This is a genomic window from Chitinophaga agrisoli (assembly GCF_008386695.1).
In the GTDB taxonomy this organism is placed as follows: Bacteria; Bacteroidota; Bacteroidia; order Chitinophagales; family Chitinophagaceae; genus Chitinophaga; species Chitinophaga agrisoli.
This window is the reverse complement of record NZ_VUOC01000002.1, coordinates 1,368,764-1,395,401: the sequence shown is the minus strand read 5'-3', so window position 1 is coordinate 1,395,401 and position 26,638 is coordinate 1,368,764. Positions and strand designations below refer to the sequence as shown.

The 26,638-nt window shown below is 48.4% G+C and carries 20 protein-coding genes and 1 tRNA gene; 11 read left to right on the top strand and 10 right to left on the bottom strand.

Annotation, left to right across the window (positions count from 1 at the left end):
• The first annotated feature begins 40 nt into the window (after nt 1-40).
• Together F0L74_RS12830 and F0L74_RS12825 are read left to right on the top strand one after the other, a co-directional pair.
• Nucleotides 41-2,413 carry an ABC transporter permease gene (locus F0L74_RS12830; RefSeq protein WP_149838255.1) on the top strand — a complete coding sequence of 791 codons (2,373 nt, stop codon included), beginning with the start codon at nt 41-43 and terminating at the stop codon, nt 2,411-2,413.
• 90 nt (nt 2,414-2,503) lie between these two features.
• Nucleotides 2,504-2,914 (top strand): cupin domain-containing protein, encoded by a 411-nt coding sequence (locus F0L74_RS12825; RefSeq protein WP_149838254.1) that lies wholly within the window; start codon nt 2,504-2,506, stop codon nt 2,912-2,914.
• A gap of 66 nt (nt 2,915-2,980) precedes the next feature.
• Here F0L74_RS12825 and F0L74_RS12820 read toward each other — a convergent pair whose 3' ends face one another.
• The 5 genes from F0L74_RS12820 to F0L74_RS12800 form a co-directional block, all read right to left on the bottom strand.
• Complete coding sequence (locus F0L74_RS12820; RefSeq protein WP_149838253.1) at nt 2,981-3,421, bottom strand: carboxymuconolactone decarboxylase family protein; 441 nt, start codon at nt 3,419-3,421, stop codon at nt 2,981-2,983.
• A complete protein-coding gene (locus tag F0L74_RS12815) occupies nt 3,414-4,487 on the bottom strand; it encodes a cytochrome-c peroxidase (protein WP_149838252.1) in 1,074 nt (357 codons plus the stop codon). The genes F0L74_RS12820 and F0L74_RS12815 overlap by 8 nt, the downstream gene beginning before the upstream one ends.
• Nucleotides 4,477-5,247 (bottom strand): MbnP family protein, encoded by a 771-nt coding sequence (locus F0L74_RS12810; RefSeq protein ID WP_149838251.1) that lies wholly within the window; start codon nt 5,245-5,247, stop codon nt 4,477-4,479. The genes F0L74_RS12815 and F0L74_RS12810 overlap by 11 nt, the downstream gene beginning before the upstream one ends.
• Nucleotides 5,247-5,657, bottom strand: a complete 411-nt coding sequence (locus F0L74_RS12805) for a hypothetical protein (RefSeq protein ID WP_149838250.1) — start codon at nt 5,655-5,657, stop codon at nt 5,247-5,249. Before F0L74_RS12805 ends, F0L74_RS12810 begins: the two co-directional genes overlap by 1 nt.
• A gap of 114 nt (nt 5,658-5,771) precedes the next feature.
• Nucleotides 5,772-7,241, bottom strand: coding sequence for an aminotransferase-like domain-containing protein (locus tag F0L74_RS12800; RefSeq protein WP_149838249.1), 1,470 nt, complete (start codon nt 7,239-7,241; stop codon nt 5,772-5,774).
• A 134-nt stretch (nt 7,242-7,375) separates the two neighbouring features.
• On the opposite strand from F0L74_RS12800, the gene F0L74_RS12795 reads away from it, so the two are divergent.
• Nucleotides 7,376-7,933: a hypothetical protein gene (locus tag F0L74_RS12795; RefSeq protein ID WP_149838248.1), complete on the top strand. Its 558-nt coding sequence runs from the start codon at nt 7,376-7,378 to the stop codon at nt 7,931-7,933.
• A gap of 58 nt (nt 7,934-7,991) precedes the next feature.
• Here F0L74_RS12795 and F0L74_RS12790 read toward each other — a convergent pair whose 3' ends face one another.
• Complete coding sequence (locus F0L74_RS12790; protein WP_149838247.1) at nt 7,992-10,373, bottom strand: T9SS type A sorting domain-containing protein; 2,382 nt, start codon at nt 10,371-10,373, stop codon at nt 7,992-7,994.
• Between the two features lie 185 nt (nt 10,374-10,558).
• Between F0L74_RS12790 and F0L74_RS12785 the strand changes: the two genes are divergently transcribed.
• The 7 genes from F0L74_RS12785 to F0L74_RS12755 all read left to right on the top strand — a co-directional run bounded on the left by F0L74_RS12785 (nt 10,559) and on the right by F0L74_RS12755 (nt 21,198).
• On the top strand, nt 10,559-11,110 hold the full coding sequence (locus F0L74_RS12785; RefSeq protein WP_149838246.1) for an RNA polymerase sigma-70 factor: 552 nt from the start codon (nt 10,559-10,561) through the stop codon (nt 11,108-11,110).
• Between the two features lie 79 nt (nt 11,111-11,189).
• The gene (locus F0L74_RS12780) at nt 11,190-12,239 is read left to right on the top strand and encodes a FecR family protein (protein ID WP_149838245.1); all 1,050 of its coding nucleotides are present in this window, start codon (nt 11,190-11,192) and stop codon (nt 12,237-12,239) included.
• 86 nt (nt 12,240-12,325) lie between these two features.
• A complete protein-coding gene (locus F0L74_RS12775) occupies nt 12,326-15,517 on the top strand; it encodes a SusC/RagA family TonB-linked outer membrane protein (protein ID WP_149838244.1) in 3,192 nt (1,063 codons plus the stop codon).
• A 21-nt stretch (nt 15,518-15,538) separates the two neighbouring features.
• Nucleotides 15,539-17,440: a RagB/SusD family nutrient uptake outer membrane protein gene (locus tag F0L74_RS12770; protein WP_149838243.1), complete on the top strand. Its 1,902-nt coding sequence runs from the start codon at nt 15,539-15,541 to the stop codon at nt 17,438-17,440.
• Nucleotides 17,441-17,613: 173 nt separating this feature from the next.
• Nucleotides 17,614-19,596 carry a TonB-dependent receptor gene (locus F0L74_RS12765; protein WP_149838242.1) on the top strand — a complete coding sequence of 661 codons (1,983 nt, stop codon included), beginning with the start codon at nt 17,614-17,616 and terminating at the stop codon, nt 19,594-19,596.
• Complete coding sequence (gene pnuC, locus F0L74_RS12760) at nt 19,596-20,225, top strand: nicotinamide riboside transporter PnuC (RefSeq protein ID WP_149838241.1); 630 nt, start codon at nt 19,596-19,598, stop codon at nt 20,223-20,225. The genes F0L74_RS12765 and pnuC overlap by 1 nt, the downstream gene beginning before the upstream one ends.
• Entirely contained in the window at nt 20,218-21,198 is a 981-nt protein-coding gene (locus tag F0L74_RS12755; RefSeq protein ID WP_149838240.1) for an AAA family ATPase, read from the top strand. The genes pnuC and F0L74_RS12755 overlap by 8 nt, the downstream gene beginning before the upstream one ends.
• Here F0L74_RS12755 and F0L74_RS12750 read toward each other — a convergent pair.
• The 4 genes from F0L74_RS12750 to F0L74_RS12735 all read right to left on the bottom strand — a co-directional run bounded on the left by F0L74_RS12750 (nt 21,188) and on the right by F0L74_RS12735 (nt 25,494).
• Nucleotides 21,188-22,546 (bottom strand): SDR family NAD(P)-dependent oxidoreductase, encoded by a 1,359-nt coding sequence (locus F0L74_RS12750; protein ID WP_149838239.1) that lies wholly within the window; start codon nt 22,544-22,546, stop codon nt 21,188-21,190. The genes F0L74_RS12755 and F0L74_RS12750 overlap by 11 nt on opposite strands.
• 18 nt (nt 22,547-22,564) lie before the next feature.
• Nucleotides 22,565-22,637: transfer RNA gene (locus tag F0L74_RS12745), tRNA-Ala, on the bottom strand.
• A 29-nt stretch (nt 22,638-22,666) separates the two neighbouring features.
• A complete protein-coding gene (locus F0L74_RS12740) occupies nt 22,667-24,610 on the bottom strand; it encodes a hypothetical protein (protein ID WP_149838238.1) in 1,944 nt (647 codons plus the stop codon).
• A gap of 323 nt (nt 24,611-24,933) precedes the next feature.
• Nucleotides 24,934-25,494 (bottom strand): RNA polymerase sigma-70 factor, encoded by a 561-nt coding sequence (locus tag F0L74_RS12735; protein ID WP_188315983.1) that lies wholly within the window; start codon nt 25,492-25,494, stop codon nt 24,934-24,936.
• A 147-nt stretch (nt 25,495-25,641) separates the two neighbouring features.
• Between F0L74_RS12735 and F0L74_RS12730 the strand changes: the two genes are divergently transcribed.
• The gene (locus F0L74_RS12730; protein WP_149838236.1) at nt 25,642-26,634 is read left to right on the top strand and encodes a FecR family protein; all 993 of its coding nucleotides are present in this window, start codon (nt 25,642-25,644) and stop codon (nt 26,632-26,634) included.
• The last annotated feature ends 4 nt before the right edge of the window (nt 26,635-26,638 follow it).

Below are 26,638 nucleotides of genomic sequence, written 5' to 3'. Positions count from 1 at the left end.
TCGCTTTCCCTTTACATCACTGCCTTATAATGAAACGTTTATGCTGAAAAACTACCTGAAGATTGCCTTCCGCAACCTGCGGCACAGCAAATTATACTCCGCCATCAATATTACGGGCCTGGCCACCGGCATGGCGGTGGCGTTACTGATCGGGCTCTGGATCTGGGATGAGGTTTCCTTTGATACCTATCATAGGCATTATAAGCGGATAGCACAGGTAATGGTAGAGGCCACGTTTGATAATGTTGTTTATACAGGGGGAACCGCCTCCATACCGATGGGATATGAGCTCCGCGATAAGTATGCGGACGATTTCAAACACGTAACCCTGGTGTCGTACGAAGAGGCGCATATCCTGGCCACAGGTGATAAAAAGATCTCGCAAACAGGCGTATGGGCGCAGGAGGCATTTCCTGATATGTTCCTGAAAATGGTAAGCGGCACGCCGGACGCATTAAAAGACCCTTCTTCTTTGCTATTGGCGCAATCAACCGCCAGGGCGCTTTTCGGCGATGCTGATCCCCTGAACCAGATACTTCGCCTGGATAACAAAATAGATATGAAAGTGGCAGGCGTCTATGAAGACCTGCCTTATAATACCACGCATCGAAACGTGAAGCTGCTGCTGCCCTGGCGCAGATATGTCAATGGCGCGGAATGGATAAAAAAGGCGCAAACGGAGTGGGAGAATCATATGTGCCGGCTGTTTGTACAGCTGGCGGACCATGCCAATATTGATAACGTGAACCGTAAGATTGCAACTGTGCCTACCGTGCATATTACATTTACCAAGGAGGCGCTGGTGTTGATCCCTATGGAAAAATGGCATCTCTACAGCGAGTTTAAGGACGGTCTTCAAACGGGTGGCCGTATCGGCATGGTACGGCTGATAGGCGCCATTGGCATATTTGTACTGCTGCTGGCCTGTATTAATTTTATGAACCTTTCCACCGCCCGCAGTGAAAAGCGCAGCCGCGAAGTAGGTATCCGCAAGGCCATTGGCTCATTCCGCGGGCAGCTGATCGGGCAGTTCCTCAGCGAATCGCTGACAGTGGCATTGTTGGCGCTGGTAATTGCCCTCTTGCTGGTGCAGCTATCCCTGCCATTCTTCAACGGCCTCTCTGATAAATTGATGTCCATTCCCTGGAGCGCTCCACTGTTCTGGTTGTTTGTACTGGGCTTCACTTTACTGACCGGGCTTGTTTCCGGCAGCTATCCGGCATTTTACCTTTCCGGTTTCGAACCGGTAAAGGTGCTGAAAGGTACTTTCCGGGCAGGCCGTTTTGCGGCAGTTCCCCGCAAAGCGCTGGTAGTAATACAATTCACGGTGTCCATAGCGCTAATGATCAGCACCTTTATCGTTTACCGCCAGGTACAGCACGCGCGCCACCGGCCGGTGGGGTATACCCGCGAAGGCCTTATCACAATTGATATGAATACGCCGGATATACAAGGGCAGGAACATTATGACGCCATCCGGAATGAGCTACTGCAAACCGGCGCCGTTGCAGATATGGCGCAGTCTAACAGTGCCACTACAGAAGTATGGTCTAATAACCTGATCGACTGGAAAGGGAAGGATCCTGCCACTGTAGTAAGCCCCGGCACCATTGCCGTGTCTCATGATTTTGGTAATACAGTTGGCTGGACCATAAAGGAAGGACGCGACTTTTCCCGGAGTTACCCTGCCGATACCGGCGCGCTTATATTAAACGAATCTGCTGTTAAACTCACCGGCTTTAAGGAACCAATAGGACAGGTCATCCGTGTGTTTGGCCAGGATCATCCTATCATTGGTGTAATAAAGGATATGGTGATGGAATCTCCCTATGCGCCCGTACTGCCGGTTATTTTTCACCTTAACCCTGCCTGGGCCCGGATAATCACTGTTCGCATCAAACCCGGTGTTCCCCTGCGGGAAGGGTTGGCCAAAATATCAGCCGTATTTGCCCGGTACAATCCCGGCAGTCCCTTTGTATATAAATTCATAGATGAAGAATATGCCAAAAAATTCAACGACGAAGAGCGTGTTGGTAATCTGATCACTTTCTTTGCGGTGCTGGCCATTTTTATTTCCTGTCTGGGGCTGTTTGGATTGGCGTCTTTTGTGGCGGAAAAACGTACAAAGGAGATCGGCATACGCAAAGTGCTGGGCGCGTCTGTCTTCAATCTCTGGCAAATGCTGTCGAAAGATTTTGTAGGGCTGGTGGTGATCTCCTGTGCCATCGCAATTCCGTTGGCCTGGTACTTCCTGCATCGCTGGCTGCTGCAATACAATTACCGCACACAACTATCCTGGTGGATATTTGCGATCGCGGCCATCGGCGCACTGCTGATCACACTGGCAACCGTAAGCTACCAGGCGGTAAAAGCGGCTGTTGTGAACCCTGTAAACAGCCTTAAAGCAGAGTAGGGGCCAGCCCGTGGCCCATCCACTCTTTCATAACTGGACCCTGAACGGGTCCAGCGCAGCAGCTAATTTTGCCTGATAAAATTAAAGATCATGAGAAAATTAGCATTGACCGCATTGGCAATTACCGGCTTTTTCATCACCTCCGTAAAGGCACAACAGCATGACGACGTTACAAAAACGCCACCGCAGGTAGTGCTTACAAAATTGTTAAATACGGCCTCCCTGAAGAACCAGGAAGTGAAAATGGTGCTGGTAACTTTTGAGCCAGGTGAAGTGTCTCCCGGCCACCGTCACCCGATACCTACTTTCGCTTATGTGATAGAAGGCGAATTTGAATCTACATTTGACGGTAAGGTGTATCATTATAAAGCCGGCGATGCTTTTTATGAAGAGCCTAACAAATTGCACGGGTCCACGAAGAATCTGAGCAAGACCAAACCCGTTAAATTACTCGCTGTTTTCATTGGCGACAAAGGCAAACCTTTCATCGCTCCGGAATGATATTAGCATTCAAAAAAAAGGGAGTTGTCATCATGTGGCAACTCCCTTTTTTTATGCGCAGATCCGTTAATCTAAACTGGGCTGCTGGTGTGTGGTAATACCAATCCTGTTCCAGGCGTTGATAGCAATAATTGCCATGATGGCCTGTGACAGTGTTTGTTCGTCCATCAGTCTGGCGGCCTGTTGGTAAGTCTCGTCAGAAACGCCTTTGTGTATAAATGTAATTTCTTCCGCCAACGCCAGCACCGCCCTTTCCGTTTCATTAAAAAACGGCGTTTCCCGCCATGCGCTCAGCGCAAAGATCCGCTGTTCCGTTTCTCCCATTTTCCGGGCGTCTTTCGTGTGCAGGTCTATGCAGAATGCACAGCCGTTGATCTGAGAAACCCTGATCTTGATAAGCTCCTTTAAGGAGGGCGCTAAATTGGTTTTGGAAAGATACTTTTCAAACTCAAACATGATCTCATAGGCCTTTGGCTCTTTCTCCCGGATAACTACTCTTTTACTCATATTGTTCATTGTTTTTATGGGTGTCCTGGAATGCAGGATCAGTTAAAAATTCGTGATCTGTCAATGTTTTCAGAAAAGCGGTCAGTTGCGTTTGCTCCTGCATGCTTAACGTGATGCCCGGTTTGGTCGCTGGTTTAAACAGCGGGTCCAGATTGTCCGGACTGGCCATTCCGGCATTATAATGCTCCAGCACCTGCGCTAAATTGTCAAAGCGCCCGTCGTGCATATAAGGGCCGGATACTTCCACATTCCGCAGGGAAGGCACCTTAAACAGCCCATGATCAGCATCCTGGTGTGTAATGGTATCCCTGCCGGCGTCATCAGAACGGGTGTCCAGGCCGTTGCTACGGTACGAAAGGTCTGTAAACAGCGGCTCCCGGTGGCAGGCTGCGCACTTTGCTTTAAACAAAGTATAGCCGGCTGCTTCTTCGCTATCGAACTGTGCGCCCTCTTCATGCCGCATCACCTTATCATACTTAGCATTGGCAGATATAAGCGTTCCTGTAAATTGTGTAAGCGCTTTAAGCAGTAACTGGGAGTTGATGTCAGTGGTATGAAAAGCCTGTTGAAAAAGCGCTATATATTTATCAGACTTTTTTAACCGGTCCACAATCTCCGGTAAGTTATTAGCCATCTCGCAATCGCTCGTGAGCGCATTAAGCGGCGATACTTCAATATGATTGACGCCGCCATCCCACATAAACTCCTGCTGCCAGGCCAGGTTAAACAGGGCAGGGGTATTGCGGGTACCAAGGCAGTCATCCACCCCATGGCTTACCGGATGATCCAGTTGGGCAAACGCTGCAAATTGCTGGTGGCAATTGGCGCAGGATATTGATCTGTCTTTAGACAGGATCGGGTCGTAGAACAGTTCCCGGCCTAGCTTAAAGCCATTTAAAGTAAGCGGATTGCCCTGGAACGTATACACCGGAGATGGGAAATTTTCCGGTGTTTTAAACAATACGGTGTCGCCGGTATTGAACGCGTTGTCTGCCAGGCCGCTAAATGTATTAACGCCGGCAATAAATAGCAAACCCGCTGCAAACACCAATAGTTTAATTTTCATACCTACCTTGCTGCACATTTGTTATAGAAAAAAGCCCGTTCTTGTAGTTGTCTGCTATGAGCACGGCATTAGGCCCGCCCATGGTGGAGTTCAACTTTGCAAAGTCTACCAGGTTTTGCCCTTTGAACAGGGCGGCGGCATCGGTGGTGATGGATATTGCTGCCGGCTCGTTTCCATGTATCTGCAACGGTTTATTAAACGAATGCGAAAAAGTGCGAAGGGTATTTTGCCGCTTTATACCGCCTACATGAAAGGTAAGCTTGTGCAGTTTGGCAGTTGACTGCGGTGAGTACCCTTCCAGTTTCAGGAATATATATCCGCTGTTCCAGGTCCAGAACATACCATTAGCCGGGTCAAGGCAGCCCGTTTGAGCGCCGGCAAAATTACGGGCGCTGTCCACGCCGATAGTAAAGCTAATACCCTTGTATTTGCCGGCTGGTACGCCCGTTATGCTTTGTTTAAGTGAGGCGGGATCGGCCGCATTTATCAGGAAACAGATGTTTGGTATTACTACATCTTTTCCTTTTGTGGTGGTAAGCGTGATATTACTTATATAGTACTTGAAAGTGCTGACGGTATACTCGTCGTTGTTTGCGTTGGCGTAGTGGGCGCTGTTATCATTAAGCTTTAAGGGAACGCCATTTACAACATGTTTAAAATTCAGGGATAGTTCTCCGCTATCAGCTTTTATGGTGTTGAATGCGGTGATGGCGCCTGCCAGTAAACATACTATGGCGGATAAGAAGATGCTCTTTTTCATCAGATGGATTTTGTTACATTCAGTTTCAGCAAGATGATAACCGGCGCAATTGCACCCAGTGCCAACGCCAGAATTCCCCAGAACTTATCCGCGGCAGTAGGGAACATATGGATCATGTAACAATGATAAATAAGGTGCGGAACCGCAAAAACAAGATTGGAATAGCAGGCTAGCCTGATTTTATTTATAGCTGGTCTTATAACAGCAAAAATGGCCATTGAACCTATCGCACAAAAGAACGCGCCCACATCCCTGGTAAGGTGATCACTGAATGGTCCCATAATATCAATCCAGTGAAACCCGAACCCTGGAAAGCTGGTGTAAAATTGCTTGGGGAAAAAGAGTGCCCAGATACCGGTTACACCGTTGCTGATCCCAAGATAATAAAGTAACGCCTTTACGGTTTTCATGTTAGTCTGCTATTTATTAGTAAGCGGCGTAAAGATATTGCCGCTTATGCTGTGATCCGGGGTCCAGCTATAGCAGTCCGGGATGGTCCAGTGAATTAGTGAGAATTGCCCGCGCTACTTTAACACGGTGCGCAGTACCTCTACCACCTGGGCAATCTCCTCATCAGAAAGGGATGCAAATCCTAACCGGATGGAATTGCCATGAGGATTGTCAGGGTCCAGGCAAAAACTTCCCAGTAAATGAAGCCCGTTGTTACCGGCTCTTCTCATGACCTGCTTTAGATCATGCCGCGCAGCCAGCTTTACCCATAAAGCAAGCCCTCCCTGCGGCGGCTCAAAATGCAGCTCATCGTCTAAGTATTCGGTTAATAGATGCGAAAAAAGCTTGCGCCGCTGAGCGTATATTTTGTTGGTATTTTTAATATGCCTGTCCAGTGCCCCGGAAACTATCATGTCGGCAATCACATACTCCATAAGGGTATCGCCTTTCAGGTCAATGAGACGCTTCAGGCGGTTTACCTGGTTTACCACTTCCGGCGACGCGATCAGGAATCCCATCCTCACGGTGGGGCCCACCAGTTTGCCATATGAGCCTACATAGATGATCTTACCGCCATGGCCACTTGCGGCAAGCGGGAGGATCGGGCGGTTTTCATGGTGGAAATCGTAGTCATAATCGTCCTCGATCACATAAAAATCATATTTGTTGATCAGCTGTAATAATTTCAGCCGTCTTTCAGCGCTCATGGTCACTGTTGTAGGGTGGTGATGGTGGGGCGCGATATATAACATCTTGATCTTCCGCTGCTGCAGAATGTCTTCCAGCTCTTCTACCACCATACCTTCTGCGTCCACGCTTACCCGGTTGATGATGGCGCCGGCATGCAGGAATGATTCGTCTGCGAAAATATAATTGGGATCAGTTACCACAACATGATCACCCGGTTTAACAAATAGTGAAACTGCCAGGAAGATGGCCATTTGTGCCCCTCTGGTGATAACAACGTTCCTGTCGTTCACATTTAATCCCCGGGAGCTGTTTATAAAGCTGGCCGTAGCGGCTTTAAGGGTGGGGGCTCCGCCATCATCCAGGTAATACATGGAGCGGGCCAGTGAAATATTATCTGCCTGTCTGCGGAGCTCGCGGAGCATATCATGCACAGGCGTCAGCCGGTGATCCGGCATTCCGTCATTAACAATGATCTCGTGTTCCGGTACCGTGGTCCTGATCAGGGCATAGATATCCTCATTAGCGGCTACCGCGGGCGGTATTTCAGTAACGGCGGCAAACTTATTGGGTGGTTGAAATGATCTTGGTTTAAGTACCGGCAGGTCCTGCTTAACCCGGTATCCGCGGCGGGGCAGCGCCTCTATCCAGTCCTGGCTTAACAAGTCATCGTAAGCCCTTACCACCGTTTTCCGGTTGGTCTTAATTAAGTCCGCCAATGACCGCGTAGCCGGCAGGGCAGCCCCCGGCACAATAACGCCATCACGGATCAGGTTTACGATCTGATTGCTGATCTGTCTTGCAATGGGAACTTTCAGATGACGGTCCGTAACGATAAGATGGTAAAACGGTGGCATAATATACAAAGCTACAGGCAATGTGCAGATGGTTAGGGGTCCAGTATGGGCCAAGGGCCGGGGTCCAGGGTGGAATTAGCCGGATACCCCGGAAGGAAAATATTTTATGTAATTTCCCGTATAACTGTTAAACCATGGCTGTCGTAAAATTCGAAGAAGTTCTCAATGACCTTGTTAATTATTTCATCCTGGGAGATCCTGATCTGCTTTTGCAGTATAAAGAGGAGCACCACCTGCCCAATGACCTGGTAACGGAGTTTACAACCAGTGAGGAGGGGGATAATGTTGTCAAAGAAGGTATTATGGTGCCATTACCGGGTATTGAAAATTACCCATATACCATATATTTCAACCTCTCCGGAGAAACCCCTGAGTTAATGAAAGAAGGCAATGATCTGCAGATAAAAAGGGAGGGGTATATTCTTAAGGTAGCCCATGAAAGCGTCTACTTGTATACCATTCCCTATTTACGGGACTATACAGCGGAAAAGGTGCGCTTGCTAAAAAAGCACCGGGTAGCCAATATAGCGCTGCCCAATGGCTGGTATACGGTTACTGTGCTGGGTGGTCAAACCAGGCAAAGCATGGGGTTGGAGCCTACGTTTGAATTTGTGATGACAGCCGTGCAGGAGCAACCGGAGTATACGGCGGATATGAACCTGGGTTTTGGGATTACCAGTGATGAGTATTGAGGTTTTTAGTTGTCAGAAAAATAGCCCTGCGTAAGCTTATACGCAGGGCTACTATATACTACAACTTCAATAGCTGTATACTTTTTACCACTTTCTTATTTTTATCATCATACACTTCCAGCACATACATTCCCTTGTTAACGCCTGGTAACACCACCTTCCTGCTTAAATTAAACGAGCGCTCAGTAAGCGCCAGCCGTCCCTGTACATCATACAACCGCAGCGTATAGTTGTTATTGGCATCCAACCCGCTGATCGTGAACTGCCCGCTGAATGGGTTAGGCCATACCTGTACCCCCTGCTCCGCCGTTAACGGCCGGTGCAGTTCTCCACCTACCATCATAGGGGCAAACGGACTGGTAATGGTAAAGCTTTTTAATACGCTAATGCTATCCAGCCGGTTTTTGAACAACACCTTCAGCTGATGTGCGCCCACGCTAAGATCCGATGGTACTATCACAAAACTATGGTCGGGCGCAATGGGCAGCGCCTGTATATTATCCACCACTGCCGTTACATCGGTATATGCCTGTGCCCTGGGGTAATTAGAAATAAGAATAGTATCGGCCGCTCCGCTCTGGCTGTAGCTGCTTTCTACGGTTCTTAAAATAGGCGGTGTATTCAGTTCCGGGAATACGCGTAGAATGGCCGGCGTATCATTGGGCGTATAACTTGTGCCATTATAAGCCATCCACTGTAAAGTATCTACGCCAATGATATTGGGGTTAGGCGTATAATACATGCTATCTATCTCTGCCAGGGTAATATCCCGGCTTCTTTCATAAAAAATTTGTTTGCCGCCAATGGTGAGCTTACCGTAAGCAGGCAGGCGGTTGATGCGGATGCCGGCCAGCTTGCCCGTAAAATGCTGTTTAAAGTTTACGGACCAGAACCGGATAGGCTTACCTGCCAGCGTGGTACGCTCAAAAGGCGTGATGGTATCCGGCGCGGGCAGCACTGTCACATAAATAGAAGTATCGTTTGTCCACTTTAAACCATCAAACGCGCGCCAGCGGATGGTATCTTTGCCCGGAACACTAAAAGCGCTGTATTTGAGTGAGTCCAGCATATCCCGGTTAAAACTGATGTTGGTGGGGTATACCGGCTGGTTATTGGCTGCAACAAGCAGTCCCTTTTTAGGAAGGGAGAGGAACTGGATCTTTTCCAGGCGCCCCATGCCGCTGTCAGGGCCTATATAATGCGACAGGAAATCAGCGGATGTAATGGGTACCCGGTTATGGGTGTATACCTGTTTGGTGATAGGCGTAATGTAATGCCGCGCAGCGGTATCCAGGTTAACAGCATATATGGTCCGGTCGCTGGCAACAAACCAGGTACTATCTTCATAATACGCCCGCAGGCTCTCATCCGCTACCTTTTTTACCGCGCTGCCATCCTGGTTAATGATATAGGTTGCATAATTATTGCCGGATTTGGCGGCTACGGCAATATCACCTTGGGGCGAAATGGCAAGCATGTTGGCGATGCCAACAGCGGATCCTGTTTGTATGGGTAGCACATTCCGCAGCACGCCCTGCTGATCGCGCGTATATACCTGCCCTTGTACATTATAATAGTAGGGGGCAGAAAGCAGGATGCCGCCTACATACCCGTTGTTGATCAGCGGAGCGCCATAGCTGGCTATGGGAAAATCAGCATAGCCGCCGTAATCGCCCTGGGTGAGCACATAGCTAACGGAATCGTGATTGTATACGTACACGCGGGAGCCAATTTCATCCGGGCTTCTCAGATAAGCAATGCCTTCGCCATCTGTACTGATGCTATAGAACTGGGGTGGATAATCAGGATTAGGATACGGAAGTTCCCATTGGTCAATTAAGGTATTTGCCCCGTTCTGATAACGGTACAGGTGCGCGCTGCTAAAATCGCCACGGGTTGCATATGCCACCAGGCCGTTAGCGGCCACTGCAGAGCCGCTTATTACACTATCTGCTATCAGCTGCTGCTGATGACTGGCCATGTTGCGGAGGATCAGCCCATGGCTGGCTGAGTCGGTGCTTGTCCACAACACATAATCGCCCGCCGTGCTTACGCTGTTTGTTACTTGCGTAAGTTGGGTAACCGTACCCTGGTTATACTCATATAAGGGAGTAGTATAGGGGCCAAGGTAGCTGGAGGGTGCTTGTATAAGGGCGCCATAAGGCGTTACCCATCCGCGGAAAACATATCCGTATGGGTTGCCGGGTATTGGGGCTGTATTGCCCGTAAAAGGAACGGTAATTGCGTTGCCGGTGGCTATATCTGCCAACCGGTAGGTGGCTGTAGCGCCATTTTGTTTAACGGTTAACACCTTGCCATACCGGAAATCCAGGATCTGCGCGCTGTCTGGCGTTGTATACCTGGGGCTGAGCGAGGTGTTTTGGCTGTAACTGTGCATTCCCGTCAGGAGCAGCAGCAATAGGGGGTAAAGGTTGCGCATAGTTCACATAGTTAGGTTAAGAGAAAGTGATTGGGTGCTTCAACGTAATTGAGGTGCTTGTGTTGAAGCGGTAAATGCAAGATAATTAAAAGCATTGGTACGTTTGTGCTATAATTGTCCACACATTAGCAACCTGTTGTTTTTTTTGTATTTTACCAGGCAATAGCGGTTTTCATATTTAGATCATGTCCACGTTTACCACGATTGCTGCATTGAAAGAAGGGGATGCTTCCGTTTTCAAAGAATTATTCAATGAATATCACGGAAAGGTGTACCTATATGTGCTGTCCAAGACGCATTCTGAATATATGGCGGAAGAGGTTACCCAGATCACCTTCATTAAATTATGGAATTACCGGCAGCACCTGAACGAGTCAGAGCCGGTAGCTAAGCTCATATTCCATATTGCCCGCGCCACTACCATTGACCTGTTCCGGAAAGAAGCTGTCAGAGGCAAATTACAGCAACAGGAAAAGCCTACGGAAGCTGATACGTCCAATAGCGCGGAGGCGGTAGAGGTAAAAGAGCTGCAGCAACGGATAAGACAACTGGTCCATAAGATGCCCCCGGTCCGGAGAAAAGTGTTCGAGCTCAGCCGCTATGAATTTAAATCCTATAAAGAAATTGCCGAATTGCTCTCCCTGTCCGTAAAAACCGTAGAAAACCATATGACCCTCGCTATCAAGCATTTGCGCAATATTCTGACACTCCTGCTACTGGTATACCTGCTGCGGTAAAAAAAACTTTTCTTCTCATTAGGGGATGCCCTTTTTTCACACGATATAATTAAGAAGGCCCCAATAATCTTAACTGGAAATGATACAACGGGAATTAATTGACAAGTATTTCAGGAATGAGTGCAGTGAGGCTGAGAAAGCGCTGGTGCTGGAATATTTTCGGAATAATCCTGAAGAATGGAATAACTATATGACGGATGAGGACTGGGACAATTTTGAGGCAAAAGACGGGCTGGATCCAGCACTTTCCGGCAGATTATTTAAAACGGTAAGCAGGCACTCTTTTAAGAAAGGCAGAAGGGTTAAAACGGCCTGGCTGGCAGCTGCGGCGTCTGCCGGGTTGGTAGTGGGATTGCTGTGGTTATATCCATCCGGCAAAAAAGCCTTTGTGGCACAGAACGGAGCCGCTGTGGGCGGAACGGAGCAGATGGTGGAAAAAAGGAATACTACAGATACGCTGATGAAGATAATGTTGGAGGATGGTTCTGCCGTAACATTATCGCCAAACAGCAGCATCCGGTATTATGAACCATTTGTATCAGAAAAAGACAGGACTGTTTTTTTATCCGGGCAGGCCTTATTTGACGCTGCCACGGATAAAGCCCGGCCCTTTGCCGTGTATTCAGACAAGCTGTTAACAACGGTATTGGGCACTTCCTTTACGGTACAGGCATTTACGGAAAGTAATGTAATAAAGGTAAAAGTGCATGATGGGAAAGTGCAGGTAGCGGCGGCTGACACCACGCAGATAACATGGAAGCAAAAGGTGATCCTGTTACCGGGCGATGAGCTGACGTATAATAAAAACACCATGCTGGCCAGCGTAACACGCCATATACCCGCGGAGCATCTGGTTAAAGCAGGTATTGCCAATAATAATGCCCGCACGGTGCAGAGGCCGGACTGGTACACTTTTGATACCTCGCCGCTGTCAGAAGTATTTGATCAGCTTAGCAGCTATTACCAGGTAGATATTTATTACTATCCGTCAGACATACACACTAAGTATTTTTCAGGAAGGATGCATAAAACAGACAGCCTGGAAAATATACTGGAAGATATAGGTCTGCTCAACAATCTTGTCATTGAAAAAGAAGACGGTAGTTATATCATAAAAAAGAAAAATTAACCAAAATATACGGGTGTCAACTTCCTGTGACGTTGCTTAAGTCAACGACAGATCTTCTATTGCCTAACTAGATAGTACACGTAAACATGAAAAAATGGAATTCCACGTATGCCCTGCTGGGCATATTAGCGATCTATTGCCTTTTCCCGCTCCTGCTTCGTGCGCAAAGCCGTGCGGATGTTACCGGCATCGTAAGAAGCGAAGAGGAGGGAGTGCCGCTCTGGGGAGTGAGCGTTACCGTTAAAAATGCAACAAACAATTTTTCAGCTGCTGTGCAAACAGACAGCAGCGGCGTTTTTACCTTTAACCGTTTACCCGCGGGAGCTGGATACAGTTTTACTTTTTCCTTCATTGGGTTTGAAACGCAAATTATTTCCGGTTATACGCTCAAGGCCGGCGCCGATTTCTCCCTGCGGGTGCAGCTAAAGAACCAGCAGCAAAACATGAATGAGGTGGTGGTAGTGGGCTATGGCACCATGCAGAAGAAAGATCTTACCGGCGCTATCAGCCAGCTAAAGACGGCCAAACTGCAAAAAGAAAGCCCGCGCTCCGTACAGGACCTGCTGCGGAGTGGCATACCGGGGCTATCTGTTCAGCAGAATAACGCCGCAAAAGGCGGGGGCGAAATGCAGGTACGCGGCCAACGGTCCCTGAAGGCCAGCAATGACCCGCTCATTGTGCTGGATGGCGTTATATTCTTTGGAGAGCTCTCTGAAATAAATCCCCAGGACATAGAACACTTTGATGTGCTGAAAGATGCCTCCGCCGCCGCCATTTATGGCGCCAAATCGGCTAACGGCGTGGTCATCATCACCACGAAAAAAGGCGCAACAGATAAACCCACCATCCGCTTTGACGCCAGTACCGGTGTAGGCGTGCTGGGCAAAAAAAGGCCCGTGTATGACGCGCAGGGCTACCTGAACTACCGTACGGACCTGTTTAACAGTACCTCCCGGTGGGCCACCCCGGCAAAATATGTGAAACCCACGACCGAAAATCTGGCGAAATACGGTATTTCAATGGATGACTGGCTGGCTTATGACGCCCTCACCGGCAGCCCGGACGATATCTGGCTGCAGCGTATAGGCCTGTTTGACAAAGAGCGGGCAAACTATGCTAAAGGCCAGACCTATGACTGGTTCGACCACTCTTTCCAGCACGGATTACAGCAGAACTATAACGTAAGCTTTTCCGGCAGGCATAAGGATGCGGTCAATTATTATATGTCACTGGGCTACCTGAATAACGAGGGCATTGTGGTGGGGGATAAATACCGCGCCTACAGAGGTAACATCAAATTAGACGGAAAGGTGAACAAGTGGATGCATACCGGCGTGAACATCAATTTCCAGGACCGTACAGACCGGGACCCGGATAACAACGACGGCAACCTCGTTACAGACTGGAAAGGCCAGATCATCAATAATTCGCCTTTTGCACTACCTTATGACTCCAACGGAATATTGGATCCCTATCCCATGGGAGCCAGCGTGAACCATGGTACAAGTACGGCTTACAATAACCAGTATAAACAGTATGAAAGGGGATTTACCGTTTTAAACACCACCCTTTACCAGACTATTAAACTGCCTTTTAATATCTCTTACCAGCTGAACTTCTCCCCGCGCATGCAGTGGTTCTATTACAGGTATCACGAGTCTGCGCTGAACCCCTTGTGGACGGATAATGGCAAAGTGGTGCGGGAAAATGAAAAGAAATTTGATTGGCAGATAGATAACATCATTTCATGGGACTACACTTTTGCAAAAAAGCATAGCGTGAAGGTAACGCTCTTACAGAATGCGGAGGAGCACCGGTCATGGGAAGATAAGATCGTGGCCAGGGATTTTTCCCCAACAGACGCCCTGGGCTTTCATAACGTGGGCGCCGGTAATCCTTTAAAGACCACTGTCAGCAGTGATGACCGTAGAAGCACCGGCGATGCGCTGATGGCCCGCTTGTTCTACTCATACGATAACCGGTATATGCTAACCGCGTCTATACGCCGGGATGGGTACTCCGCATTTGGCGCGTCTAATCCAAGGGCTACATTCCCCTCGCTGGCGTTTGCGTGGAATTTCGCCAACGAAAGCTTTTTCCACTGGGCGCCCATGAGCACCGGCAAGCTGCGCTTGTCCTGGGGCATGAACGGTAACCGTTCCATCGATATATACCAGGCCTTATCTAACCTTACCACTGGTACCGGGCGTTATCCATACGTGCAGCCGGATGGCACAGTATATGAACTGTCACAATTGTACGTGGACCGGATGGCCAACTACAACCTGAAATGGGAGGCTACCTCAGCCTGGAACATAGGACTGGACTTTGGTTTCCTCAAGAACCGTATCACGGGTAACCTGGAGTTCTATAATATGCCAACTACAGACCTACTCATGGACCAGAACCTGCCTGATTTTACCGGGTTCACCGTTGTAACTACCAACCTGGGTGAAGTGGTGAACAAGGGTTTCGAGCTGGGGCTTACCTCGCTGAACATGGATAGGAAGAACTTTGAATGGACCACCACGTTCAATTTATCCGCTAACAGGAACCAGATCAAACACCTATACTATACGTATGAGGATGTGGTAGACGCCAACGGCAAAGTAACGGGATCCAGGGAGATTGATGATATATCCAACAAATGGTTCATTGGGCATGATATTGCCACCATATGGGATTATAAGGTACAGGGCATATGGCAGGAAAGCGAAAGGGAGCAGGCTGCCAAATACGGCGAAATACCCGGGGATGTGAAAGTGGAGGATGTGAACGGTGACGGAAAATATACGAATGAAGATAAACAGTTCCTGGGTTACACCACCCCACGTTTTCGCTGGGGGCTGCGCAATGATTTCACCCTGTTCAGGAACTTTGAAGTATCCTTCAATATGTACGCTAACTGGGGGCATAAGGCAATTTCTGATGATTACCTGAATAATTTTGGCGCAGGCACCACCTGGAGCAGCTCCTATGTGCGGAAATACTGGACGCCGGATCACCCGTCTGATACCTACGCCAGGCTCAACTCCACTAATGTGCAGAATATAACGCCTAAGCGCGCAATTGATAAAACATATATCCGCCTGGATAATGTATCCATCTCTTATTCGCTGCCCACAGCTATAGCCCGGAGGCTGGATATGAGCCAGTTCAAGATCTATGCAGGCGTACGCAATGCAATAGTATGGGCCAGGAAATGGGAGTACTGGGATCCTGAAACTACGGACCTGATGCCCAGGTATTATACAGTAGGGCTTACTGCCACTTTTTAAAAGTATTAAACAGAGTTCAACATGAAGATCACACTATATAAAACTGCCAGGATTTTATTACTGCTGATAGCTGTACAACTGCCAATGAGCTGTTCAAAAAGCTGGCTGAAACCGGATCCGCTGTCCTTTTATGAGCCTACTATCACCTTCACTTCCAGGGAAGGGCTGGAGGCTGCCATTACCAGCTGCAACAGGAACCTTAGCCATGTATGGACAGGAGAGGCGGCGCCCATTGTCACAGACCTCATTTTCTCAGATGTGGCTGTCATCGGCACTACCGATAAATCCGGGCCGGCGCAGGACTTAAATGCCCTGATCACGCCTACCTCCAATAACAACGATCTCAATACCAATAAAATTGATTTTTTCTGGTTTGAAGGATATAAAGGCGTTAAATATGCAAACACCATCATATCCAACGTGGATAAGGTACCTGGGTTGGACCCTACTTTACGGGATCAGATCCTGGGCATGGCATATTTTCACCGCGCTTTCCGCTATCTCTGGCTGGTATTTGATTTTGGGGATGTGCCGCTGCTCACAAAAGAGATCACCTCTCCCAAATTCAATTTCCGCTCTACCAAAAGGGAAGTGATCTTGCAACAGATAGTAAAAGACATGGAGTTTGCGGTGGAACATGTACCGGCTACCGGCGATTTTGGAATGGTCACCAAAGGCGCCTGTCAGCAACTGTTGATCAAATGTTACCTGGCCGTTGGGGAATTCGACAAAGCTATAGCGGTGGCTAACAGCCTTATCACCAGTTCCGGATATTCCCTGATGGAGGCGCCGTTTGGTACCTTTGTAAACCCCATGCCAGCCGTGCATAACATCACCAGGAACGTGATCTGGGACCTGCACCGTGGCCCCAACAAATCCATTGCTACCAATAAGGAAACGATCTATAATATTATTGACCGGGAAGATTTTGCCAACAGCCGGCAGGATCTGATCGTCATGAGGAACGTACTGCCCTTTATTTCAGGCACCGGCAATCAGCTGATCAATACCCCTTCCGGCAAGTCCGGTACAAGTACCAGCTATACCCAAACGCATGATAAGATTGATCTGCGCAAGACCTATGGCCGGGGTGTTGGCATATTAAGACCCACCTGGTACAGCACCAACAGTATCTGGGATGATACAGACGATCTGCGCCACAGCTCCACTACCGGTAACTGGATGCGGATGGAAGACATGGTGTATAACAATCCTTCCCTGCTCACATCCGGAGATCCGTATTATGGAAAGCCGCTGGAGAAATATAACAGCGCTGGTAAGCTGCTGGTAACAGATACCATCCGCTGCTGGTATGACTGGCCGCATTATAAAGTGTGGATAGAATCACCCCGGAGCGAGACCGTGGATAACTATAGCGGGGGCGCCGCTGACTGGTACATATACAGGCTGGCGGAAACCTACCTGCTGCGTGCAGAGGCCTATTTCTGGAAAGGCGATAAGGGCGCTGCTGCGGAAGACCTGAATACCATCCGCCGCCGGGCGCATTGCACAAAAATGTATTCAGCTGCGGATATTACCATGGGAACCATCATGGACGAAAGGGCCAGGGAGCTTTTTTATGAAGAGCTGCGGCATATGGAACTGAGCCGCGTATCCTATATCTTCGCCCTCACGCATAAGGCGGATGAATTTGGCAAAACATACACCGTGGCGGATCTGTCTAAAAGCAGCTACTGGTATGAACGTGTTACGAAGTATAACAATTTTTATAATAAAGGCGTAAAGACCGTGTATGGCGCTACCTTCACGGCAAGTCCCTACCACATCCTGTGGCCCATATCCCAGGCGGAAATAAACGCCAACAGGGAAGGCCAGCTTAACCAGAACTTCGGTTATTCAGGATATGAGTTCAACAAACCGCCTATTGATAATTTGCAGGAGGCGATAGACGCGCAGAATTAAGACTATGCATATCTGTGGCCGGGCGCCCTGGGATATTTTCCTGGGGCGCCCGGCTTTTTATATATAATTATTCAAACCAGGACAATTGGCCAATTAAATAAATATTGTAATTTTAACTCATGGGACAATATCACCCCAGGTAATCTCCTAATTGAGGTGGGCTTAATATTTATATGAAGATAATTTTTACGTTGGCCCTGTTCTGCCTATTGGGTGGCATGAGCGCCTATGCACAATCAGACAGTATTAAACACCTGGATGAAATAGTTATTTACCAAGCCAATAAAGCTACCCCGGTTAGTTTTCTGAACCTGGGCAAAACGGCTATACAGGCAAAGAATATTGGCCAGGAACCATCTTTTCTGTTGTCGGAAACACCCGCTATCACCGTATATTCCGATGCGGGCAGCCAACAGGGATATTCCTACTACCGTTTACGCGGTATCGATCAAACCAGGATCAATACCACCCTGGACGGGATGCCATTGAACGAGCCGGAAGACCAGGGCGCGTATTTCTCCAATTACCCGGACATACTGAACTCCATTAGCCGCGTGCAGATCCAGCGCGGTACCGGCACTTCTCAAAATGGCGTAGCCAGCTATGCCGGCAGTGTGCAGCTTTTTTCGCCTGATCTTACGGATTCTGCAGGCTTTACGCTGGGCGCGGGATATGGGTCCTATAACAGCCTGCGGGCTTTTGGCGAGTATAAAAGCGGTCTTAAAAAGCATGGAGCTATGTATCTGCGCGCCTCGCAGGTGTATACGGATGGCTACAAGGAAAATGCCTTCAATAACTCCCGGTCCCTGTTTGCCAGCGGGGGCCTGTTTTATGATAAAAGTATCTGGAAGCTTAACATTATGGCCGGGCATCAAAGGAATGGGATGGCCTGGCTGCCGGTGGCTGACAGCCTCATTTCCATTAACCGGAAAACCAATGCGAATACAAAAGCGGAGAAGGACGCATTTTTCCAGGGGCTGGCGCAGCTGCAGCATCAATGGCACCCCTCAATGCATGCCAGCATCATCTCCAGCATTTACTATACCTACCTGAAAGGCGGGTATGGCTTTGACGGCAACAATTTTATAGGTCTGCCTTCCAATGGCGAGTTGTTTCACTATAACTTCCGCTCTCATTTTGTGGGCCTCTTTAGCAATTACACCTTAACGCATACACATAACAAATGGACCACCGGCATCCATGGTAACTGGTATACCAGGCAGCATAAGGGGGTAGATGATGTGGCGGGTGAGCTGTACCGGAACAGCGGCTATAAACAGGAACTAAGCGCCTTTAGCAAACTTGAATACTACCTGGGCGGCTTCACTTTTTATACGGATCTGCAATACCGTTATGCCGGTTTTCAATATAGGGGTAGCGTGCCATTGGAAAGGCTGGAATGGCATTTCCTGAATCCCAGAGCGGGTATCAGTTATGCCGTTAGCAAACAGGCCAGCATTTACTACAGCATTGGCCGCACCGGCCGGGAGCCTACCCGGAATGATATTTTTGGAGGCAATGACGACCTGGTGGCAGATAGCCTGTTAAAACCACTGATCTATAACAAAGACCCTGAGTTTGTGGTGGACCAGGAGCTGGGGGCCCGGATCCGCGGAAATCGCGGGGCGCTGCAGCTGAATGCTTATTATATGCGCTTCAAAAATGAGATCGTGCTCAACGGGCAGATAGGCCCCAACGGCCTGGTACTCACTGATAATGTTAAAAGCAGCTTCAGAACAGGGATGGAAGTATCTGCCAGCTACCAGTTAAGCAGGTCTTTTAGCCTGGTTAATAATAGTTCCTGGAACTACAGCAAGATCACGGAACAAACGGGTGCTTTCAAACCGGTGCTGACGCCGGCACTGATCATCAACCAGGAAATTATTTACCAGCGCCAGCGTTTCCTGGCGGGCATTTCCGGCAGGTATCAAAGCAGCTCTTATATCGATTTTGCCAATATGGGCCTTATCCGGGATTACACGTTGTTCAACGCCAGGATACAATACACGTTTCCGCAATATGTTGTTACTTTATTCATCAATAACCTGTCCAACGCGCGTTATTACAACAATGGCGCCCTGGCGGCAGATGGATCAATGAGCTATTTTGTACAGGCGCCGGCAAATGTATATGTTGCTTTCAAATATACTTTCTGATGAGCTTTTTTAATATTGATCATATTGCATTCGGGATAATAGGCTACCAGATCAGCTATATAGAGCTGATAGGGGTGATATCGGGATTGATATCCGTTTATTATGCTTCCAAAACGAATGTACTCACATGGCCCACAGGCATCATCAATGAAATAGCCTTGTTTGTGTTGTTCTTCCAGGTACAGCTGTATGCGGATATGTTCCTGCAGGTTTATTTCCTGGTGGTTACCCTGTTTGGCTGGTATAACTGGCAAACAAGGTCGGCTACGCTGCCCGTGAGCCGCTTATCCCGCAATGGCATTGCCTGGTATAGTATTTTGTTGCTGATAGGCGCATTGGCCATTGGCAGTGTGATCAGCCGTTTACATGTTTGGTTGCCGCGCTATTTTCTTTTGCCGGCCGCCTATCCTTATATCGATTCATTTGTGATGATGGCCAGCATCCTGGCTACCATGCTGTTGGCCCAAAAACAGGTAGAGACCTGGGTATTATGGATAGCGGTAGATGTGATATGTGTAACGCTTTATTTTGTTAAGGGAGTCTATTTCCTGTCATTGGAATATCTGATCTTTCTGGGACTGGCCATTTTGGGCCTCGTAGCATGGAAAAAAGCACTGGTATATGAATAGGGGTTTTGTATTTGGGAAATTTATGCCTTTTCATAAGGGTCATGAGGCCATGATCCGTTTTGCCCTGTCTGTTTGCGATGAGCTTACGGTACTTATTTGTTGCAGCACAAAGGAAACAATACCCGCCGCTACCCGGAAGCATTGGATAGAAAGCTCTTTTGCAGCCAGTGTACGGATCAGGGTAACGGTCTTTGAATATGATGAAACACTGCTGCCAAATACTTCCGAAACGGATGCCGGTGTTGCTGAATTGTGGGCGGCACAATTCAGCCAATTATTGCCAGGCCGGAATATCGTGGTCACTTCAGAGCCTTATGGCGACCTGGTGGCAGGTTTTATGGGTATACGGCATATCCCTTTCAATATGGAAAAGGATCTGTTCCCGGTGTCCGCAACTAAGATCAGGGCTGATCTGTGGACTTACTGGGAGTATTTGCCGGATGCCGTAAAACGGAGTTATATTACCAAAGTCGTGCTGCTGGGAACGGAGTCCACCGGTAAAACTACACTGGCCATGAAGCTGGCAGCGCATTTCAATGCAAACGCGGTAATGGAGGCGGGCCGTGAGCTGATCCCGGATTCGAATCATTTTAGCGTGCAGGACCTGTATAAGGTGGCAGATGCGCATGCTGCCAGCATAACAGCAATGATGGCCGGAAACAGCCCTTTGCTGATCATTGATACGGATATTCACACCACCATCTCATACGCTGCTTTTACCTTCAACGAAACATTGCAGATAAGCCCGTCAGTTTTTGCTGCCAACAAAGCTGCACTTTATTTATATCTGAATAATGATGTGCCTTATTACCAGGATGGTACACGTCTTAGCGAGAAAGAGCGGAATTTGCTGGATGCATCACACCGGCAGGTGTTAACACAATACGGGATCTCTTATGTAGAAATATCGGGGGATTGGGATCAACGGTTCGCAAAGGCGGTGGAATTGGTGAACGCGCTAATTACCAGCTAACTTCCACATAGTCCTTAAACAACTTCCCGAACAATACCTCGCCCTGCATGCCCCGGCAGAGCGGATCATAGATCCTGGCAGCGGCGTCGTCCAGCATAAGGGGCGGAATAATACCTTTCTCTTCCAGGCGGCTGCGTTTTTCAATGGGGTTACCGGTGGATACCCAGCCTACATCCACACTATTCATATAAATACCGTCATCAGCATAGTCCTGGCCACTGGTGCGGGTCATCATATTTAAGGCGGCCTTTGTCATGTTCGTATGGGGGTGATAGATGGTTTTCCCCTTGTAACTGAACTGCCCTTCGGAAGAGCTGACGTTGATGATATATTTATCCGCAAATGCAGAGCGCAGCAGCATGGGTTTCAGCCGGCTATTCAGCATGAACGGCGCTATATTGTTCACCAGGTTGGCAGATAGTACCTCCGCTGTATCCACTTCTTCCAGTTTCATTGTCCAGGAGTTGCTGGTACGCAGATCAAGCGGTTGATTGAAGGTGTCTGTTTTGTGTGCGGGAAAGAATGTATGTGCCGCCAGCAGCTGCTCATTTGCCTCAATTTGAAGCGGAGCGGTCATCATGGGGCTCACGAGCATCCGTAATTGATCATCCTGTGCAACAGCGCCCAGCGCGGCTGCTTTGTCCAGCAGCGGTTTATAATAGGCCGCAGGGTAGGAGATGGTTTGCGCCGCATTGTTAATGATCATATCCAGGCTGGTAAAATTATCCTGTACATATTGCAGGAATAGCTCGAGTTGTGGAATGGAAATAAGGTCCAGGCTATAAATAAACAGGCGGTGTTTCCAGCTATTAAAATCCGGTTCCCGGCTATAGTTCAGCAGCGCATCTGCCGCAAAGCGGGTGGTGGCAATTACGGTAGCGCCATCCCGCAGCAGTTTCAGCGCTGTTACATACCCTATCTTCATACGGGCGCCCGTAACGATAGCCGTTCTGCCGTTCAGTTCCAGCCGTTGCGCTTTTTTTTGCAGATGGATATCCGCACAGTCCGGGCATAACCGGTGGTAATGATGGTGTAGATCCCTGTAAAGGATCCTGCAGGCATAACAGACGATCGCATTTGGCAGTGCATGTTGCAGCGGAATGGGAATGGTATTGGCAGGCGATCGCCTGACAGAAAGCTTAAAAACAGTGGTTTGTTGCACAGCTGTCAGGTTTGCCGCCTTACGACTGGCCGCCGCCGCTTGTTTTATACTCTTTTTAGCCGTTTTGTGAATTTTAGTGACCAGGCCCTTTAAACGGTCCGTGTCCGGGGAATCAAAAGGGTGTTTACCCAGGAACTGTAAGATCTCATAGAACTTATCCCACTCTTGCTGCGAAAATTCCGGCATATAGCTATACTTATAAAGTGGATAGGGAAGGAATCGAACCAACAACCTCCTGCCTGCATAGCAGGTGCTCTTCCATTTGAGCTACCTACCCGCCGCGAATATACGATAGATTTTATATGTTTATTCCGGCTCCGCGATCCCCAGGAAGATCACCACGCCATCCCCGCCCGGGTTTTCCTTAACATCCACTATAGCAGCAGGTTTCCAGTTATTCATGCACCACAGGTTACCCGCACCGTCTATATTGGTAGAGGTAAGCCGCATAATGGGCTGGTAAGATACCATACGAACGGGTTCCAGCTTTGAACCAGGAGGCATTGGTTTGGTTTGCGTGCCGTACAGCGGGTGACCATTAGCCAGCATTACTTCTGCACCGCCTGAGGGTACAGTAAGCAGTCGTGCGGATGCCGGGTCAGAAGGGTTGCGCAGCATGGTTACGCCAAAGGGGCTATCCATATCGAAGGTATTATCTGCTGCCGGCGGCGCGTTGTCGGGCCCAAAATTGGCCAGGAAAACGTTTTGCTGTTTATCGATCTTTATGCCCCAGGGATTAAATGTATTGATGTTGTAATACCCCTTCACGGTGGAAAGATCATTGCTCAATATAGTAGCCCGGCTGCTGGCAACGCCCACTACAATTACGTCGCCGTCGGCATTAATAGCCAGCTGACGGAGCGATTCAAAGCCGTACTGTTTATTGACATCGCTGTAAAAATCACTGTACCAGGCATTTTTTACCACCAGCTTCTTGCCTTCCATCGCTACTTTGTATACGGCAGAAGCCACGCAGTTCTCTTTCACGTCCTTATCATAGTTGCCTATACAGGAAACATAGGCATTCCCTTTATTGTCAGGCAGTACATGAAATACCTTAAGATAAGGTGTTCTTGCAGACAGGATCTCATCTGAATCACCCGATCTCTTAATAGGGAACTCGTCGCAAATGAGCATATTTTCAACGGTAGGCTCACCATTCAGGTAAACCACCACCGCACTGGGCTCGCTCTTAAATGCATAAGGGACGGTGGGGGCGGGCGCAAACGGATCCTGGCAGCCAACAGAGGCCATCCAGAGGTTACCGGATGTATCATAGTTCATGCCCTGCACGCGGGAAAGCCCTGGCGTATAGCCATTGGATGGGCTTACCGGCTTGCCGTCTTTATAATAGAACCGGGAAATGCTCCCTTCCTGCGGATTATTAAACTCAGTTCCCCAGCCAAAATTGCCAAAAGATATATATTCTTTTTTCGGGTCTGTTGCCACGCCAAAACCTACGCCTAACAGCCCTCCGCCTTGCACCGGGGAGAAGCTTGCGGGTGTAGCGTCGTGTTTGTAAACAAGGCAATGGGTGCCGGAATCGCCGCCACCGGCCCTGAAATTATTGGCTACCCAGGCATTATCATTTGCGTCAAATACCACATAAGCGGTACCGGCGGGTATAAAATTCTTTGAACCGGATAAATTGGTCTTTAGGGTAAGCGTCCACTGGTTTGGTACTTTCCGGGCATCAGCGATATTCATGGAGATCAGTGAATCTTTATAGATCTCCTCCTTGTTAACAAGCATCAGGTAGATCTTGTCCGCATTCTCGAATGGCTCATACAACATGTTCCTTACCGCGCCAAGGAAAGTGGTATTTGGGGTATCTGCTTCATGCCAGGCGTATGCGAGGAACTGGTCATAGTAAAGTTTTCCCGTGTCTGACACGGGGTTCATGAGGCAGTAATAAAACAGGTTACACAGCGAGTTGAACATCGGGTAACTGTTAGTTTCAAATCCATTAGGGGACTGTTTGATCATATCTGCCACGCCGCCTTCTGTCTTGTAAATGTTTTGCTTCATGCCGTACGCGATCTTCATATTGCGCATGCTGCCATTCATCTCTACGTTACCACGGCTGTCAACAGTCGTCATACGGGCAAATGTGTAGATAGATGCGATCGATGACTCCGGGCAGATCTTTACTGCAGCATTCACAGCTGGTAAATAAAAAGTGGCCAGGAGCGTGATAGGTTTCTCTGGTATGCCATGGGCGGCGCCATTGACTGTAAATGATTTTATCAAAACAGTTACGGAAAAATACTCAGATTCGTTTTCATTCACTGGAACAGTAAACGTATTTCCCTGGAATGTTTCTGTGCGAACAGTGTCAGTATATCCGGTGACAATACCCCGGACCGCATAAAGGCCTGAAGTGATTACAAGATTCCTGACCTCTACAGTAAATTGAACGGTTTTTGTAGCCATTGTAATAGTTTGAGGGATGATAAAATAGGAGTAACATTCACGACGACATTTACATTAAGGATATCGCAAAGGGAGGCAAATAGGGTACTCCGGGGATCAAATATATGGCTTATATGTCTAATTTAGTAAGAAGGGTAAGATCAGATCAACCTCGCAGCCAGGAACAATGCTATCAGGCAGGGAACATAGTGATGCCCTGTTTCTTTCCACAGGAACTGCAACGCTTTGTGCATATGCTGTTTGATAGTAAGCTTTGAAATACCCAGCTGCCTGGATACTTCATCATAGCTCATACCCTGCATCCGGATAAGTATAAATACTTGCTTTCTTTTGGGCGGCAATTTATCAATAACAGATCCTACCTGCGCTTTCAGCTCTTTCAGATCCAGCTGCTTTTCAGGAGAAGTGTTGTCAGCCCGCAGATCTGTATCCGCAAGCGTTGGTTCCAATACAATGATAGAAGCTTTCTTTTTTCTTACCTGGTCTATGATCACATTCCGGGCATAGGTGAATAAAAGGTTGTCTATACGTGCAATATCCACTTGCTCCAGGTGCTCCCATAACTTCATGTAACAATGCTGCAGGATATCTTCCGTTTCGTGTTTATCCCGCGTATGCTTCAGTACAAATGCATAAAGCTTGTCCTTTGTGGCTTCGAATAACTGATTGAAAAGACGGTATGGATGTGGATTTGCAGACATCGCAGCAAAGTTATACATCCACTGTTACGGAATTGTTAAGTTCTCCTATATTACCAAATCGTTAACCAACGCAGGCGAATACTACCCTCCGTCTACTTCATACGTAAATGAGATGGGAACAATTTTGTTCATCTTTAAAAACGATACTTGAACAATTCTGTAGATAAAATACTTGCGGTCCGGTATTTCGGCGGAGAATGTACAGCGGAAGAAACTGCCCTGGTGGAAGAATGGCTGAAGCATGAAGAGAACAGCCGGCAGATGCAGGTATGGCTCTGGGAAGACTGGCAGGAAACATCCGGCCGGATGCCGGAAGATATGGCACAACGCTTAAAGACAAGGCTCGGGGATAATATACAGGCGGCTAATCCCCTGCGGCTGGCAGCCCGCCGTAAATGGTTTTACCGGGTGGCAGTGGCGGCAACACTGGCGATACTGGTGGCATGTACCTTCTTTTTCAGAGTGGGACTGTTTAACGGAGCAAAAGGCGGTAGTGCACTGGCCTACCAGGATAGCATCTCCAATGAAGGGTTAAGACCCTACAAGGCAACATTACCGGATGGGTCCACCGTGTGGCTGAATAGCGGCGCACATGTATATATAGCCCGGGATTTCGGTAAAAAGGAACGCCGGGTAAAACTAACAGGGGAAGCCTTTTTCGACATAAAGCAGGATAATGCCCATCCCTTTTATACAACAGCCGGCGCGGTTACCACGCAGGTATTAGGAACAGCGTATAATGTGGAAGCATATCCCGGCGAAGAAGAAGTGCGTGTATCCTTGCTCAATGGTAAAGTAGCCATTCATGCAGCCGATACAACCTGTATACTGACTCCCGGACAGGTGGCATTGTATACGCACGCATCCGGCAGTATGACGGTAGGCAATTTTATCACAGCGGATCCCGCGGCATGGGTCACCGGTAAGATCGTGCTGAATAAAATACCATTGCCAGAGGCATTGAACAGGTTAAGCCATTTATACCATGTGCCTATTCACTATGATTATAAGCTTATACAGGATAAATATATAGCGGGAGAATTTGACAGGGATACGCTCCCTGTGGTGTTGAGGTCTGTCCTCTTCGTACACAATCTGAAATTCAGCCACACAAAAGACGGGGGATATACTATCTACTAAAAGC

Excerpts from the sequence above, each read along its gene's own strand:
- F0L74_RS12770 (WP_149838243.1), top strand. The coding sequence starts at position 15,539 with ATGAAGATCACACTATATAAAACTGCCAGGATTTTATTACTGCTGATA.
- F0L74_RS12750 (WP_149838239.1), bottom strand. The coding sequence starts at position 22,546 with ATGCCGGAATTTTCGCAGCAAGAGTGGGATAAGTTCTATGAGATCTTA.
- F0L74_RS12735 (WP_188315983.1), bottom strand. The coding sequence starts at position 25,494 with ATGTCTGCAAATCCACATCCATACCGTCTTTTCAATCAGTTATTCGAA.
- F0L74_RS12800 (WP_149838249.1), bottom strand. The coding sequence starts at position 7,241 with ATGCCACCGTTTTACCATCTTATCGTTACGGACCGTCATCTGAAAGTT.
- pnuC (WP_149838241.1), top strand. The coding sequence starts at position 19,596 with ATGAGCTTTTTTAATATTGATCATATTGCATTCGGGATAATAGGCTAC.
- F0L74_RS12795 (WP_149838248.1), top strand. The coding sequence starts at position 7,376 with ATGGCTGTCGTAAAATTCGAAGAAGTTCTCAATGACCTTGTTAATTAT.
- F0L74_RS12780 (WP_149838245.1), top strand. The coding sequence starts at position 11,190 with ATGATACAACGGGAATTAATTGACAAGTATTTCAGGAATGAGTGCAGT.
- F0L74_RS12755 (WP_149838240.1), top strand. The coding sequence starts at position 20,218 with ATGAATAGGGGTTTTGTATTTGGGAAATTTATGCCTTTTCATAAGGGT.
- F0L74_RS12815 (WP_149838252.1), bottom strand. The coding sequence starts at position 4,487 with ATGAAAATTAAACTATTGGTGTTTGCAGCGGGTTTGCTATTTATTGCC.
- F0L74_RS12820 (WP_149838253.1), bottom strand. The coding sequence starts at position 3,421 with ATGAGTAAAAGAGTAGTTATCCGGGAGAAAGAGCCAAAGGCCTATGAG.
- F0L74_RS12805 (WP_149838250.1), bottom strand. The coding sequence starts at position 5,657 with ATGAAAACCGTAAAGGCGTTACTTTATTATCTTGGGATCAGCAACGGT.
- F0L74_RS12830 (WP_149838255.1), top strand. The coding sequence starts at position 41 with ATGCTGAAAAACTACCTGAAGATTGCCTTCCGCAACCTGCGGCACAGC.
- F0L74_RS12810 (WP_149838251.1), bottom strand. The coding sequence starts at position 5,247 with ATGAAAAAGAGCATCTTCTTATCCGCCATAGTATGTTTACTGGCAGGC.
- F0L74_RS12825 (WP_149838254.1), top strand. The coding sequence starts at position 2,504 with ATGAGAAAATTAGCATTGACCGCATTGGCAATTACCGGCTTTTTCATC.
- F0L74_RS12765 (WP_149838242.1), top strand. The coding sequence starts at position 17,614 with ATGAAGATAATTTTTACGTTGGCCCTGTTCTGCCTATTGGGTGGCATG.
- F0L74_RS12785 (WP_149838246.1), top strand. The coding sequence starts at position 10,559 with ATGTCCACGTTTACCACGATTGCTGCATTGAAAGAAGGGGATGCTTCC.
- F0L74_RS12775 (WP_149838244.1), top strand. The coding sequence starts at position 12,326 with ATGAAAAAATGGAATTCCACGTATGCCCTGCTGGGCATATTAGCGATC.
- F0L74_RS12790 (WP_149838247.1), bottom strand. The coding sequence starts at position 10,373 with ATGCGCAACCTTTACCCCCTATTGCTGCTGCTCCTGACGGGAATGCAC.